The organism is Microcoleus sp. F10-B2, assembly GCF_036704965.1.
In the GTDB taxonomy this organism is placed as follows: Bacteria; Cyanobacteriota; Cyanobacteriia; order Cyanobacteriales; family Microcoleaceae; genus Microcoleus.
The window spans coordinates 15,894-30,174 of record NZ_JAUBTB010000086.1 but is presented as its reverse complement, the minus strand read 5'-3'; the positions used below and the strand labels follow the sequence as shown (position 1 = coordinate 30,174).

Sequence of the window (14,281 nt, the reverse complement as noted above, 5' to 3'; positions counted from 1 at the left end):
TTCCCGCTCCAGGAAAGTCTTGCCCTGTAATGGTTTCAGAAGAAATGAATCTTATGTGCGGGGTAAGTTCCGTTTAACACTACTAATGCTTTGCAAAAATTGGCTTACAGTTGACCTAAATAAATTTTTATCTGATACTTTATGGACAACGACAAAAATCATTAAGATAGTTATAGAGTTCGCGAAATAACGGACATTTTTTTTGAACTTCATTCGGATCGATTTCTCTCAATAGCAAAGGAGTATGAACTCCTTTAGAAAAGCGTGCTTTATCGAAATTACTCTCATGTTCAACAATTGTTGAAGCAATTAATACCTCTGATAGCTTTTCTCGGCAGCTATCTTTATCAGAATCATATTCACTAAACGATTCTGGAATAGTAAACCGAACATTTTTTTCTTTACTCAGCCACCAACGCATTCGTTCATGTCGCCCTCTAAAATCGGAATGTTTAGCTATTGAATTATCCCAATCAGCAATAACCCAAGCTTCGATTTCCGGCGCGGCAAACCCAACAATTTTTTCGATGTCAGCACATTCTGGTATTTTTGATAACTCTGTCAATATTTTTGATTTTTGTATCTGAGAATCACGACAATCTAAATCATCGAAAACTAAAATTAAGTCGCATTTATTTGGTTCTGCTTTTAAGGCAATAGGCAATTCTTGCTTGATTTGTTCGATTAAACTTTTACCTGTTCTGCCGTAACTACTTGCCTTATTAGCTTTAGGGCCAGGTTTTTGACGAACTGGTGTTTTTCGTTCAAATCTACAGCCCGGAAAAGTTTTTTCTAAAAAAGGAAAGAATCCTCTAACCTCAGCCTCACCGCCACCAGAGAAAACCCACACTACCACGGCCATCCTCCAATACTTGGATCGCCAACACGGTATAAGTCGCCCAATTGCCATCCCTCTTCAAGTTTTGGCTTCAGCAGTTCTTTTGAAAGAGATTTGACTGAGAAATACGTTCTGTTTTCGGGATAAAAACAAAGAACATTCTCTAAACGATCGGTAAAGTGATCTAAAAGGTCGGGACTATGCGTGGTAATAATTATCTGAGTTCTGGTGGCAGCTTTTTTAATCCACTCAGCTAAAATTGGCATCCACGAGACGTGCAATCCTAATTCAGGTTCATCAATGACTATCAAAGAAGGAAGAAGTGGAGAATGTAATATAGTTGCCCAACAAAGCATCCTGACAGTTCCATCCGACATTTCATTTAGGTAAAATGCTTCATCATCAATACCTTCAAAATACCATTCTACAGTGAGAGATAGGCGACCAGAAGGTAAAGCTCTAAGGCGACGAGTTTTTGGCAGGATGGACTTCATTGCCTCGTTAATGCTATCTTCAAAATTGATAGATTTTTGGTTTAAATTGTACAAGACTAAAGGCAGATTATCTCCCGAAGCAGATAGGTAAATATCACTGCCACCTATTTTAGGTTCTGCGGTTCTAATTAAACTCAAGTTCATGTTGTTGGCATTATAAAATTGCCATTTTGAAATAAATTCAATTAATTGTCTTCTAATTTTGTAAACAGGTGTAATTTCTGGTGGTAAGAAAGTATATTCAAGCAGTGTCGGAATTGTCAACAAACCCAAAGAATTTGTAGGAATGTTATCTAAAGCTTCAAAATGAGTTTGCTCTTGACCGGGAGAATTGTAAACAGATAAAAGTCCTTGCCCTAATTCTTTGTTATGCAATTTATAGTAATAGAAAGGTTGCCTGCTGCAAGTTTCCTGCAAATCTTCTCCACCATATAGATATTCTTCAGAGATGCTCGCCCTTACTTTTTGTCGATCGGTATAAAGTTTGAAATCAAGAATTGCGCTGTCTTTTTGAAGATTACCAGTTTGGTTAATTCGCGAAAAACAGCAAGCTATACTGACCTTTGCCGGACTTTCAACATTGACATCTAAGATTTTATCGCCACCAAATTTAGAAATAGCATCCTCAAAACTACTCACGCCCCGATTTTCGTCGGGAATAGCTATTAGGCAATCTTTTAAAAATTTCAAACAACTGATAAAATTGCTTTTGCCTGAACCGTTTGAGCCGATAAATATATTAAGGTTGTTTAAATTTACAGATGGATCTAACTGTATATTTTTATAATTCTTGGTTGTCAAAAATCGAATAATTGGTTGATTCATACGATCGCTCCGATTATACTTCAGAAAGTTAGGGCAGGCAAGATGCCTACCCTACAAAGGTAAAAAATTAATTTTTTACCTTTTAACTCTCGATTTTGGATTACCCGTTACCGAACAAACTTCTTGAATGCCAGAGTCACGTTGTGGCCGCCAAATCCAAAAGAATTAGACAAAGCCACATCAACTTTTAGATCGCGGCTTGTATGAGGAACATAGTCTAAATCGCACTCGGGATCGGGATTTTCCAGATTAATTGTCGGCGGGATTTTGTCGTTGGCGATCGACATTACCGCAGCCACCGCTTCAATGCCCCCAGAACCGCCCAAAAGATGGCCCGTCATCGACTTGGTAGAACTGATTGCCACTTTGTAAGCGCTGTCTCCCAAAGTCTTTTTAATCGCCTTCGTTTCCGTCGAATCGTTGGGAAGCGTGCTCGTGCCGTGAGCGTTGATATAGCTCACCATATCCGGTGTCAAACCGCCATCTTTGAGCGCTAAAGCCATTGCCCGCGATGCACCGTTCCCCCCCGGTACCGGGGAAGTCATGTGGTAGGCATCGCAAGTTAAACCGTAGCCGACGATTTCCGCGTAAATCCGAGCGCCGCGGGCGATCGCGTGTTCCATTTCTTCTAGAATCAGAATACCGGCACCTTCGCCAACCACAAAACCATCACGATCGCGATCGAACGGACGGCAAGCATGAGTCGGGTCATCGTTGCGAGTCGAAAGCGCCCTGGCCGCAGCAAAACCAGCCACGCACAAAGGTGTCACCGCAGCTTCCGTACCGCCGCAAATCATCGCTTGCGCGTAACCCCCCTGAACTAAGCGAAACGCATCGCCCACCGCATTTGACCCGGCAGCGCAGGCAGTCACCGTGCAAGAGTTTGGCCCCTTAGCGCCCGTTTGAATTGCTGTCAGGCCTGCGGCCATATTCGCAATCATCATGGGAATCATAAACGGGCTGCACCGATCGGGGCCGCGAGTCAGATAGATCTCTTGCTGATCTTCCAAAACCTTTAAGCCACCAATGCCAGTGCCAAGAATGACACCCACCTGTTCTGCGTTCAGGTCATTAATCTCCAACTTCGCATCAGCAAGAGCCTGTTTGCTCGCTGACACTCCAAACTGAGCAAAGCGATCCATCCGCTTTGCTTCCTTGCGCTCTAAATAGTCGTGTGGGTCGTAACCCTTCACCTCTCCGGCAATGCGACAGTCGTGCCGCGACGGGTCGAATAAGGTGATCGGGCCTATACCATTCTTCCCGGCAAGCAACCCGTCCCAATACTCGGACAAGGTATTGCCGATCGGTGTAATCGCGCCGAGACCCGTGATAACAACGCGCTTACGCTCTAAATTTGTCATGATTTCAGTTTCAAAAAATTAAACACCCAGAACGCAGAACAAAAGAGGAGTTTTCAGTTTTCTAACTTCTCTCCTCTTAGGGGAAAAGACAGGTATTTTATGATTTTTTAGCTGCCAGTTGGCTGTTGATGAAATCTACAGAAGCTTGAACCGTAGTAATTCCTTCGGCTGCTTCGTCGGGAATTTCAATATCAAACTCTTCTTCCAAGGCCATGACCAGTTCTACTGTATCTAAGGAATCTGCTCCTAAATCGTTAGCAAAGTTGGCTTCGGGCTTGACTTCGCTCTTATCGACTTCCAGTTGCTCTGCCACAATTTTCTGGACTTTAGCAAAAATGTCGTCTTGGCTCATAACATCGTGTCCTCATTGGTTGCTGCGTATCTAATCTTATCCGAAAGGGGGATCTTCAGGAAAAAGGGTTGCCACTTTTCTAACTGACCCTCTGTGCAGGCAATGGGGCCGTGGGCCATTGGTGTTAAATTAAAGACTGTTGTGGGGTGGCGATCGCTATTTGAATAGTCCTGGATGCCTAAACTCTATGTGGCGGTGCACACCGTACCTTACCGCTACGAATAGTGTTGCAAAGCAATTTTTGCGTCCCGGACTGATTGAATGACTACCTGCAAGAAATCGCGCCCTAGTGACTGCTTGTCCTCTAGAAATTCTCAACAGCAACGCCCAAACGCATTCGATCCGTCTTGCTTTCCTACTTGCGATCGCACTGAGCTCCGCTTAACGGACTCAATGGAAGTATCGCATCTGTATAACGATGGAGTTAAGCGACGCACCGTCAGGCGTGTCCGCTGGAACGGCTTGTTATGTGCTTCTTGAGAATTCGTTTTCTCAATCTCTAGCTTCCGTCTTGATTGCGAGCGCCGATGGCGTTCTGCCGCCGACTATCGCCGAGGCCTGGCGGATTAGTTCGTCGTTCTCAAAGGCCGCGACCATAAAGAGGGCAAAGTCCAGGCGCCGCGTGATGTTGCTGGCGAAGACGGGACTCCCTACATACCCGCTCCATATGGGTAGGCATTGGCTCTCCCCTTCTTCCAGGTTGCTTCCGCGCACGGCAGTCCACAGGGTGTTGCTCGCAAACACCCGCCTGCACGCCTCCACCTGGTTGGTCGTCGAGGTCGCTGACGCGAAGCAGTCGCGCGAGCCATCCGACAGCCTTCACGACCGATTTGAAGGTCCGCCAGTACAGGTCTTTGCCGTCCCGGGTAATGTGCCAGCCGCAGGAGAATATGAGGCGCGCCGCCGGGCGTGCGTGGTCGAGGACAGCCTGCGCCGTTGCCGACAAACACCAACCACCTCTTAGCCCCTATCCAGCGCCTGCTGCACCATGTACTGCCCGAGTTTCCCGGATGCGCTTGCGATAAAAACCTTCTTCATATTCGTTCCCTATTCGCAGTAACACATAACGGCTGAATTGAGCGGCAAACGATCGCCTCGATCTCAACACCAAAATATCACTTTTTGTCAGATCCAATGATATGTTATACACCGATCGCTTCACAATTACTTATGTTTCGCGATCGCCAATAACTTCTCTGGACTCAACAACGGAGCCAACCATCTTTGCTTGCTTAATCTCGGCTGAAAAACGACAAATTTAACAAGAGCGTTCTGTTCCGCCTAAGGGTGTGCTTGAGGGGCTGTCAAAACCATTGCACCTACACCAGTGACTTTCGCCAGTCCGCTCCAAGCGAATTGTTAGACAGCTTAACATCAACTCAACTTACAAAATCGGAGATTGCACTTTGTCCATCAATTGTGGATGATTCCCCTCATTTCATGGATTTTCAGGAAGAAGCGCCTCCATATATGGGGCAATATAATTGCGACCTTTTTCGATATAGTACGTTGTAAACAGAGATTCAAACTCCTGTTTTACTAATTCAATTGCAGCATTCAAACGGGAGGGACCACATACTAAGAACAGAGCCGTGGAATAGGCATAGAATTCTTTATCTTTATCAGGAATATTTTTTTTGAATGCATCTTGGTAAAGCTTACGTGTCTCACCCATCAATTGTTGAATGGGTGGAGTAAAATGAATAGACTCTCCACTTGGGAGATCGATTTTTTTATCTTTCATAAATCCAATTACCTTGTCCATGCATTCACGGGTCTGTTCTACTGATAAGCATCCCTCATCTTTTCTTCTAAATCCCCATTGAATGCAACCATTTGTAACTTCTAGAGCTCGTATAATTGCTAGTTTATCAAGCTCTATTGATTCGATTTCCTGCAATTCATGAAGATGATGCTCGATCTGTTTACTAAATCCGTGAAAATCAGTTTCAAAATACTCTTTTAGATCTTCGATCTGGGCTAACTGTTGCCAGTCGAACATTATTGAGTTTAACATTATTGAATTCCCTCCAAATCATTCATATTTAGGAAGTATCGGCCGGTAAGGACTACCTCAATCCGCTCACAATCGTCATTTTTATCCTAGCGATACTCAAGCGTTTTGAAATCTCGATCGTAGCTTGCCCGAGCATCAAAACTTCAAGAACGCCTTCTTAAAGTTTTGATTGAACTCCTCGGCAATACTTCTGTCATTTGGACCAGCAAAGTAGCAACTCCCATCAAGGTAGGGAGAACTGTAGGAGAAATCAGTGGGTTGAAACCCCTCCTCCAGTAACTTTTGCCCTTGCTCTTTTTGAGGAGCTTTGTAAATTGTGACGGTTTGGGGGAATTGTGCTTGACCCGACTGCATGATTTGACATCTTGGCTGAGATGAAAAGCAGTATCCTAAACTACCGCTATGTCTGGAACCCGATGATTTTGCAACTACCGACAGCATTGAAGTACAGTCGCACCGATCACCCAGCAAGCTAACGGTTTAGTTCAGCCACCTTGGCTTATTTACTCTTGAATCATAACACTCTAATGGGTCGGCTGTAACGATGTGTTATGCTCGATCGCCTAACAATTACTTATGCTAGTGCGATCGCCCTTCGCCATTCCGAACTGACAAACTTAGTAACTCACTTTTGCTTACCCAGCAGTAATCGCAGATACATAACTTTGACGGTGCGATTGCTTCCAGTGTCTAGACGAACCATCAGCGATCCAATTTTTCCAAAAGCGCCTTAAGCAGATTAGCGCGATCGCCCCGCCACCAACCTGAAAACTGCGTCCTCATCGATAATAATTGTCTAAAACTAGGTAAGGATATGGAGAGGGTAAACGAAGCAGGAAGCATCCCAACTTCGATCGCCCTCCTTTGTTGTCCCTTGCCTTGTCTCCTCAGCAGAAACAATTATGCCATCCCCAAATCTCAAATATGCTTATTTTCCCGGTTGCGTCGCCCAAGGGGCAGCCCGCGAACTTTACCTTTCTACCCAAGCCCTGACTCAAGCCTTGGGCATCGAACTGGTGGAACTCAAAAAAGCTTCCTGCTGCGGTTCTGGCACTTTCAAGGAAGATTCGCAGTTACTGGAAGATACCGTCAACGCCCGCAATATTGCTTTGGCTGAGGAACTGAATCTGCCTTTGCTGACGCATTGCAGCACTTGTCAAGGGGTAATCGGTCATGTGGACGATCGCCTCAAGGAATCTCAGAAAACCGATCCTAACTACATAGAAAAAGTCAACGGTTTACTGGAAAAACAAGGCTGTTCGCCTTATCAAGGCAGTACCGAGGTGAAACATCTGCTGTGGGCGATCGTTGCCGATTACGGGCTGGAGAACGTGCAGAAGCGAGTCACCCGCAAGCTTTCGGGTTTGAAGTGCGCGTCTTTTTACGGGTGCTACCTGCTGCGAGCTCAGGATAAGCTGCTTTACGATGACCCGCACCAACCGGAATCGATGGAAAATGTATTTCGGGCGATCGGGGCAACTCCGGTTTATTATCGAGGGCGGACGCAGTGCTGCGGCTGGCCGTTGGCGAGTTATGCCACTAACCAATCTTTTCAGATGGCAGGCAAACATATTCAAGATGCTATTGACAATGGCGCTGATTGTATGGTAACGCCTTGTCCTCTATGTCACTTAAATTTGGATTCGCGACAGCCGGAGGTAGAAAAAGTAATCGGGCGCAAGTTGGGTTTGCCTGTACTCCATTTACCGCAATTGGTGGCTTTGGCTTTGGGTGTGGAACCGAAAAAACTAGGGCTCGATCGACATATTGTTTCAACTAAGCCCGTCTTAGAAAAATTAGGCTTTTAGCCGATCGATTTGCACCGCTTTGCAGCAATACTAATTATCAAAAAGTTTGCAACAGTTGGTAGAGGGGCTACTTCACCCAAATCCTTGCTACAAGCCAAAATATCAAACAACAAATCCTTACAACTGTTGCACAATTTTGGGAAATTGGCATAAAGACTTGAGTTTTTTCTCAAATCAAATCCGGTTAGATCGGAATTATACAGAGCCCGCGAGCCGAAAGCTCGATCGGGCTCATACATTTTTGAGTGAATAGAAGATACAGACAAAAAACAGTATACTATTATACAAAATAGTTTTTAAGACTTCCTAACTTCCTAGTTAGAGACAAGGAGTAAACAATGAAACGAAACCCAGTAAATCTCACACGTTCGGTATTCCTATGGGCAATGCTAGGAATCATTTGTGGTTTGTTTGGTGCAAGTTATTGGATATTTTTGTCTTACATAATGCTGGGATTTGAATATTTTAGTGGACTTTCTCTACTAATCATCATGCCCCTTGCGGGTTTGCTCATCGGTTTGCTCATTCATTGGCTGGGAAATCCTGGCGAAATAGGGTTGATTATTGACAATATTCATCTCAATGGTGGGCGATTACCAATGAAGGAGAATCCTTCGATGATTCTGTCGTCGCTAATCAGTATTGCAAGTGGAGGCAGTGCTGGTCCAGAAGCACCAATGGTGCAAGTAACAGGTTCAATTGGTACGTGGTTAGCCGATCGCTTTCAATTGCGCGGAGAGGCACTACGAACTTTGAGTATTGCTGGCATGGCATCGGGTTTTACAGTTTTGTTCGGCGCTCCATTGGGGGGTACTTTTTTTGCTTTAGAAATCCTGCATCATCAGAATGTTGTGGAGTATTTTGAAGCAATATTGCCTGCGGTAGTGGCAAGTTGTGCAAGTTACACCATCTTTGTAGCAATTACCCAGCTAGGAATTGGCCCTACCTGGCATTTTCCTCAATACAATGTAGACAGCCTTTATGACTTTGCCGCAGCGATTGCTTATGGAATCGTAGGGGCAATTATGGGGTGGTTTTTTATCGCTGTATTTCGCAGTGTTGGTCGCTTGTTTGATTCAATACGCAGTCCAATCTATGTGCGAACTACTTTAGCTGGGCTAGCACTTGGCGTTTTATCAGCTTTATTTCCGCTCTCTCGTTTCTTTGGCGAACATCAAATTGAAAAAATTGTTGAGGGAAACTTTTCTTTGGGAGTTGTCTTAACTTTAGTTATTGCTAAAGTGTTTGCTATTAGTACGACCGTAAATGGAGGCTGGCGGGGGGGGATTATCATCCCACTGTTTTTTATAGGAGCCTGTTTAGGAAAGGCAATCGCTATAATTAATCCCGCATCCAACGAGACTCTGGCAATGATTTGTGTAATGGCTGCTCTGAATTCAACAGTTACTAGAACTCCAATTAGTACAACTCTGCTACTCGCCAAGTTGACAGGATTCAGCACTTTTACACCGATTCTATTCGCGAGTCTAGTGGGTTTTTTCTTGGCTCCCCGAGCTCCCTTCATTAGCTCACAGCGTAAATAAAGTGGATTAACCAAAGGCTATAATTCCTGTAATAGCTCCGTGTAGCGATGAAAAATACGTGAGTTTGCGATTGTCGAGTCTCAAAGATTTTGTGATTACAAATGCACCAAGGGCATCAAACAACATCTGGTAGTTGATAGCAGTCAGCTTGCCGTTTTGGATCGATATCACATCTTGCACCATTCTTAAGAACAGGCAAGATGTCTTTTCCACAACAAGTGCATTTTCTTGTGGGGTGGGCAGGAGAACCCGCCCATAGGAGGGCGATCGATCGTAGTGCAACATCTCAGCTCCATTAGACAAAAACCAGTGTGTCCGATGAATGTGGCTGGATTGAAATGTTGATTCACAACTGCGATTACTTTCACACTCGGGCTCGTTAATATTCCGAAGACGATCGTTCTGCAAGGGCAAGGGGTATCACCAGGCTCGGCTCATCGCAGAGAAAGTAAAAACTCTATCTCCAGATTATGACCCAGATCCGGTTTAAACTGGCACGGAAACTAACGAAAGCCGAAAAAGTGGCACTAGAGGGGAAAACTGGATTTGTCGTGGTGGCAACTCGCGCTCGTGATTAAACGGTCAAACCCTTGGATGTAAGGCTGTAAGATTTTGGTCAACAACTTTGAGCAGACTCTCATCTATGCCACTGCGAAACTCAATTTGTATTTCATCAGGCTGATGCTCAAACGGTTGGCAAATGAATAAATCCCAAATGGGTTCTATAAGAGTCCCAGGGTGAATAACTGTGAAGTTTTGTCGCTTTTTCGCGAAGTGCTTCCAAGCACTGCGGTAGACTAACCTTTAATTCTCTGTGCAGGCTATAGCGGTGGCACCTCACCGTCAAATCTGTTAATTCGCAGAGGCAGCAAATTTTTAGTGACTCGTTGGGAGCCTTTATTCAATGTCTCATTCAGTCAAAATTTACGATACTTGCATCGGCTGCACTCAATGCGTCCGCGCTTGTCCGACTGACGTTTTGGAGATGGTGCCCTGGGATGGCTGCAAAGCAGCTCAGATTGCCTCCTCTCCCCGCACCGAAGACTGTGTAGGCTGCAAGCGGTGCGAAACTGCTTGCCCTACCGATTTTCTGAGCATCCGGGTTTACCTGGGAGCAGAAACCACTCGCAGTATGGGTCTAGCTTACTAAAAATCGATCGACACGCCGATCGAATTAGGGGCACAAAAGAGGGGGCGATTAAATTGCCCCCTCTTTTTTTGTCGCGGAATCTGCATTCTGGGGCCGGAAGAAGGTAAAAATGATAAAACGTGAGTTTTATTGCGATCGCTAAGCAGGAGTAGTACGTTAAATGTGCGGAATCGTTGGCTATATCGGCACGCAAGCAGCAAGCGAGATTTTGCTAGCAGGATTGGAGAAACTAGAATACCGGGGCTACGATTCAGCGGGCCTCGCTACCATCTCGGAAGGAGAAATTACCTGCATCCGAGCCAAGGGCAAATTGCACAACCTCCGGGAAAAGCTAGCAGAGATAGACTCTCCGGCTCCCATCGGTATCGGACACACCCGCTGGGCAACTCACGGCAAACCAGAGGAATATAACGCTCACCCTCACCTGGATAATAGCGGGCGAATTGCGGTAGTTCAAAATGGAATTGTCGAAAATTATCGCGATTTGCGAAAAGAATTGAAAGCAAAGGGACATAAATTTGTCTCGGATACCGATACAGAAGTTATTCCTCATTTAATCGCTGATTTATTTGCCGAAATAAAAAGCGAGAAGGAAGAAGGAAAAGAGAAAAAACCAGAAAAAATTGCTGATTTGTCGTTTTTGGAAGTCGTTGCCAAGGTGGTAAATCGGTTAGAAGGAGCCTTTGCGATCGCCGTTATTTGCGCCGATTTTCCCGACGAAATAATTGTTGCCAGACAGCAAGCTCCTTTGGTGATTGGCTTTGGTGCAGGCGAATTTTTCTGCGCTTCCGACACGCCGGCCTTAGTATCTCACACCCGCACTGTTTTGTCGTTGGAAAATGGCGAATTGGCAAGGCTAACTCCGATGGGAGTCGAAGTTTACAGCTTTGCAGGGGAAAGGCTGAAAAAGATCCCGCGCATCCTTGGTTGGAGTCCGGTTTTAGTCGAAAAACAAGGCTTCAAACACTTCATGCACAAGGAGATTTACGAACAGCCAGCCGTAGTCAGAGCTTGTTTGGAGGCTTATTTAGACAGCGATTGGCAGCAGGAAAATCCCCGCTCTCCCATCAATCTCAACTTGCCCAAAGAACTTTGCGCCGATGTCGAACAAATTTCAATTCTCGCCTGCGGAACGAGCTGGCACGCCTCGCTAATTGGCAAATATTTGTTGGAACAATTAGCTAATATTCCCACTGCGGTGCAGTACGCTTCTGAATACCGCTACGCGCCCGCACCGCTGACAGCAAATACTTTAACTATTGGAGTAACACAGTCGGGAGAAACGGCGGACACGCTGGCTGCTTTGGGAATGGAACAGCAGCGCCGCGCGGGTTTTACCGATAAATTCCGGGCGAGAATGTTAGGCATTACTAACAGGACTGAAAGTTCGATCGCCCACATGATGCCGCAGGTAATCAACACCCACGCCGGTATAGAAGTCGGCGTTGCTGCAACTAAAACATTTGTCACTCAGTTGATGGCATTCTATTTCTTAGCTTTGGATTTGGCGCACCAGCGGCAAACAATCAGCACGGAGAGATTGGCAGAAATTATTACTGGTTTGCGCCAGTTGCCGGCAGAAATTGAGAAGTTTTTGGAGATTCAAGAACAGTATGTGGAGGAATTGTCCCACCAGTTTACAGACACCCAAGATTTTATCTTTTTGGGACGGGGAATTAACTTTCCGATTGCTTTGGAAGGGGCGCTGAAACTGAAGGAAATTAGCTACATTCACGCCGAAGGATATCCGGCGGGAGAGATGAAACACGGCCCGATCGCCCTTTTGGATGCAAAAGTGCCTGTAGTGGCGATCGCCATGCCCGGAAGCGTCTACGAAAAAGTGCTTTCCAACGCTCAGGAAGCCAAGGCCCGCGACGCCCGTTTAATTGGCGTTACGCCCAAGCAAGGTGCGACGGAAGCCGATATTTTTGACCATGTTTTGCCAGTGCCTTTGGTGGATGAATTGTTGTCGCCGATTGTGACAGTGATTCCACTGCAATTGTTGGCTTATCACATTGCAGCGCGTCGGGGTTTGGATGTGGATCAGCCGCGCAATTTGGCGAAGTCGGTGACGGTGGAATAAGCTACAGCACGACACGGATTTTGACACGGATACACGGATTAATTATAGGAACTCTACTGAATCAGACTTAAATACTCCCTTGATATTTTAGTCTGCGGAGCCATACTTCGTTTTACAAGAAGCGGTTTTAACCGCCGAATCATCAAGGGGGTGAATAACCAGGATTTAGTATCATCCGTGTATCTGTGTCAAAATTCGTGTCGTGCCTCTTTTTTGGAAAATGAAACTGAACTTTCGCACACGCCCCAAATCGCTGCCAACAGCAACCAGCTTGTAGTATTGAGTCGAAAATCAAACAGCGTCACATCTACAGTATTAAAAAGCGTACAGGCAGCGAAGGCTAATAAATAACTGAAAAAAATTAGGCGATCGGTTACTCTTACATCTTGACCAATCACCTGATTTGTGCTAATAAATATTGATTTTTGATTGACAACTAAAGCATTTTCCGCTTTTGCCAGTGCTGCTATTTGCTCCTGTTTAATATCCGCAGGAAAAAGCGGCCAATTCGCCAGCAGCAAAACACCCCTAGCCAAAACCCAACCAACTAAACCAAACAACAAAACCGTTGCCGGTATTCCCGTTTCTGCCGTCAACATCAGTATCAAACTGTGAGGATGACCTAGCCATTCGTGCATCTGAGCTTGATAGAGAGGCGTAAAATTTCGCAATCCCCAACCAGTCCAAGGACGCTGCTGAGTCATCGACCAAGCAAATTCCCACTGAGTTTTTCTCAAAGTAGCAGTTGGCCGATTTGGGAACATCTCATCGGTGAGTCTAGCCCAAAAGAAAGCGGGGATAATTATTCGTAAATAGTGCCGTAAAGGTTCGGGGCCAAAAGCAGACAAAAAAACTGTGCTAGCCACACTAAAAACCGCAGCTAATAATTTTTTATAACCCGCATAAAGTGCAAAAGCTAAAACTGCCAAAACTGCCAGTACCCAAGCATTGCGAGAATTAGTATAAATCAAAGCAACAGCATTTCCGATCACTGCAAAACCTAAAAATAGGAATCGGTAATTGAGAATTGGGAATTGGGAATTGGGAATTAATATTCCTTCTTCCCTCGAATCTCTTGTTTCTGACTCCTGACTCTTGACTTCCGATTTTTGCTCAATAATTAATCGGTGTATCCGTGTCAAAATCCGTGTCGTGCCTTCCTTCTTCCCTCGGACTTCTCCCATCCACAGTCCCAGTGCTAAAATAAAAGCAATCGTCAGATAGCAAGCTAAAATATTAGCGTACATAAATACAGAAGCCATACGGCCGGGGGGATTGCCTTGGGGTGCGAGTACCCAGCCAAAAACAGGCTGCAATTGCTCGATGCCGCTCCAGCCTAAAAATTGCTGTCCCAGACCTAAAATTATCACTGGAATTGAACTAATTACGATCGTCCAAGACAATTGCCGCAATTGAGCCGAAGTTTGAATTAAACTGCTGAAAGCAGCAAACAATATAAAGAACGGCAAGAAATTGTACAACCCTATAAAAGCCTCAATGCGGTTGTGGGCAAAAACGGCTGTGATGACTAGCAACGCGCTCAGAATTGCGAATCCTCGATTCAACGGGCGGCGACTAATTTGACGGAACTTTTGCTTGCAAGTGCTGGCCAATCCCAGGAATAAACCTAAAGCTCCTAAAATCGGAATTAAGGGAAAAATCAGCATCCCCACTTGGGCGAAATTCCAAGGGATTTGCAGGCGGGGATCTGGATGTTTTTGGAGGCGAGACTTGAGATATTTGGCTGTCAGTTTTGCCGCTAATTTCAACCAATTTTTGATATTCACCCACACTCCCAATCTCAAATCT

General features: G+C 45.3%; 12 protein-coding genes. 4 read left to right on the top strand and 8 right to left on the bottom strand.

Annotation, left to right across the window (positions count from 1 at the left end; all coding sequences use genetic code 11):
- Positions 1 to 139: 139 nt before the first annotated feature.
- The 6 genes from QUA99_RS25880 to QUA99_RS25855 all read right to left on the bottom strand — a co-directional run bounded on the left by QUA99_RS25880 (position 140) and on the right by QUA99_RS25855 (position 5,887).
- Complete coding sequence (locus QUA99_RS25880; RefSeq protein WP_333242006.1) at positions 140 to 862, bottom strand: DUF4276 family protein; 723 nt, start codon at positions 860 to 862, stop codon at positions 140 to 142.
- Positions 850 to 2,157 (bottom strand): AAA family ATPase, encoded by a 1,308-nt coding sequence (locus tag QUA99_RS25875; RefSeq protein WP_333242004.1) that lies wholly within the window; start codon positions 2,155 to 2,157, stop codon positions 850 to 852. The genes QUA99_RS25880 and QUA99_RS25875 overlap by 13 nt, the downstream gene beginning before the upstream one ends.
- Before the next feature lie 107 nt (positions 2,158 to 2,264).
- Positions 2,265 to 3,518, bottom strand: a complete 1,254-nt coding sequence (fabF, locus tag QUA99_RS25870; RefSeq protein ID WP_333242002.1) for a beta-ketoacyl-ACP synthase II — start codon at positions 3,516 to 3,518, stop codon at positions 2,265 to 2,267.
- A gap of 97 nt (positions 3,519 to 3,615) precedes the next feature.
- Positions 3,616 to 3,870, bottom strand: coding sequence for an acyl carrier protein (gene acpP / locus QUA99_RS25865; protein WP_333242001.1), 255 nt, complete (start codon positions 3,868 to 3,870; stop codon positions 3,616 to 3,618).
- Between the two features lie 967 nt (positions 3,871 to 4,837).
- Positions 4,838 to 5,020 carry a hypothetical protein gene (locus tag QUA99_RS25860; RefSeq protein ID WP_333241999.1) on the bottom strand — a complete coding sequence of 61 codons (183 nt, stop codon included), beginning with the start codon at positions 5,018 to 5,020 and terminating at the stop codon, positions 4,838 to 4,840.
- Between the two features lie 288 nt (positions 5,021 to 5,308).
- Positions 5,309 to 5,887 (bottom strand): hypothetical protein, encoded by a 579-nt coding sequence (locus QUA99_RS25855; protein WP_333241997.1) that lies wholly within the window; start codon positions 5,885 to 5,887, stop codon positions 5,309 to 5,311.
- A gap of 902 nt (positions 5,888 to 6,789) precedes the next feature.
- Here QUA99_RS25855 and QUA99_RS25850 point away from each other — a divergent pair.
- A complete protein-coding gene (locus QUA99_RS25850; protein WP_333241995.1) occupies positions 6,790 to 7,695 on the top strand; it encodes a CoB--CoM heterodisulfide reductase iron-sulfur subunit B family protein in 906 nt (301 codons plus the stop codon).
- A gap of 338 nt (positions 7,696 to 8,033) precedes the next feature.
- On the top strand, positions 8,034 to 9,239 hold the full coding sequence (locus QUA99_RS25845; protein ID WP_333241993.1) for a chloride channel protein: 1,206 nt from the start codon (positions 8,034 to 8,036) through the stop codon (positions 9,237 to 9,239).
- Between the two features lie 6 nt (positions 9,240 to 9,245).
- On the opposite strand, the gene QUA99_RS25840 is transcribed toward QUA99_RS25845, so the two are convergent.
- Positions 9,246 to 9,542 (bottom strand): hypothetical protein, encoded by a 297-nt coding sequence (locus tag QUA99_RS25840; protein WP_333241991.1) that lies wholly within the window; start codon positions 9,540 to 9,542, stop codon positions 9,246 to 9,248.
- Between the two features lie 601 nt (positions 9,543 to 10,143).
- Between QUA99_RS25840 and psaC the strand changes: the two genes are divergently transcribed.
- Positions 10,144 to 10,389, top strand: coding sequence for a photosystem I iron-sulfur center protein PsaC (psaC, locus tag QUA99_RS25835; protein WP_015175986.1), 246 nt, complete (start codon positions 10,144 to 10,146; stop codon positions 10,387 to 10,389).
- A 160-nt stretch (positions 10,390 to 10,549) separates the two neighbouring features.
- Positions 10,550 to 12,472, top strand: a complete 1,923-nt coding sequence (gene glmS, locus QUA99_RS25830; RefSeq protein WP_333241990.1) for a glutamine--fructose-6-phosphate transaminase (isomerizing) — start codon at positions 10,550 to 10,552, stop codon at positions 12,470 to 12,472.
- Between the two features lie 188 nt (positions 12,473 to 12,660).
- On the opposite strand, the gene QUA99_RS25825 is transcribed toward glmS, so the two are convergent.
- Positions 12,661 to 14,259, bottom strand: a complete 1,599-nt coding sequence (locus QUA99_RS25825) for an O-antigen ligase family protein (RefSeq protein ID WP_333241988.1) — start codon at positions 14,257 to 14,259, stop codon at positions 12,661 to 12,663.
- Positions 14,260 to 14,281: the final 22 nt, after the last annotated feature.

Excerpts from the sequence above, each read along its gene's own strand:
- QUA99_RS25880 (WP_333242006.1), bottom strand. The coding sequence starts at position 862 with ATGGCCGTGGTAGTGTGGGTTTTCTCTGGTGGCGGTGAGGCTGAGGTT.
- QUA99_RS25875 (WP_333242004.1), bottom strand. The coding sequence starts at position 2,157 with ATGAATCAACCAATTATTCGATTTTTGACAACCAAGAATTATAAAAAT.
- fabF (WP_333242002.1), bottom strand. The coding sequence starts at position 3,518 with ATGACAAATTTAGAGCGTAAGCGCGTTGTTATCACGGGTCTCGGCGCG.
- acpP (WP_333242001.1), bottom strand. The coding sequence starts at position 3,870 with ATGAGCCAAGACGACATTTTTGCTAAAGTCCAGAAAATTGTGGCAGAG.
- QUA99_RS25855 (WP_333241997.1), bottom strand. The coding sequence starts at position 5,887 with ATGTTAAACTCAATAATGTTCGACTGGCAACAGTTAGCCCAGATCGAA.
- QUA99_RS25850 (WP_333241995.1), top strand. The coding sequence starts at position 6,790 with ATGCCATCCCCAAATCTCAAATATGCTTATTTTCCCGGTTGCGTCGCC.
- QUA99_RS25845 (WP_333241993.1), top strand. The coding sequence starts at position 8,034 with ATGAAACGAAACCCAGTAAATCTCACACGTTCGGTATTCCTATGGGCA.
- psaC (WP_015175986.1), top strand. The coding sequence starts at position 10,144 with ATGTCTCATTCAGTCAAAATTTACGATACTTGCATCGGCTGCACTCAA.
- glmS (WP_333241990.1), top strand. The coding sequence starts at position 10,550 with ATGTGCGGAATCGTTGGCTATATCGGCACGCAAGCAGCAAGCGAGATT.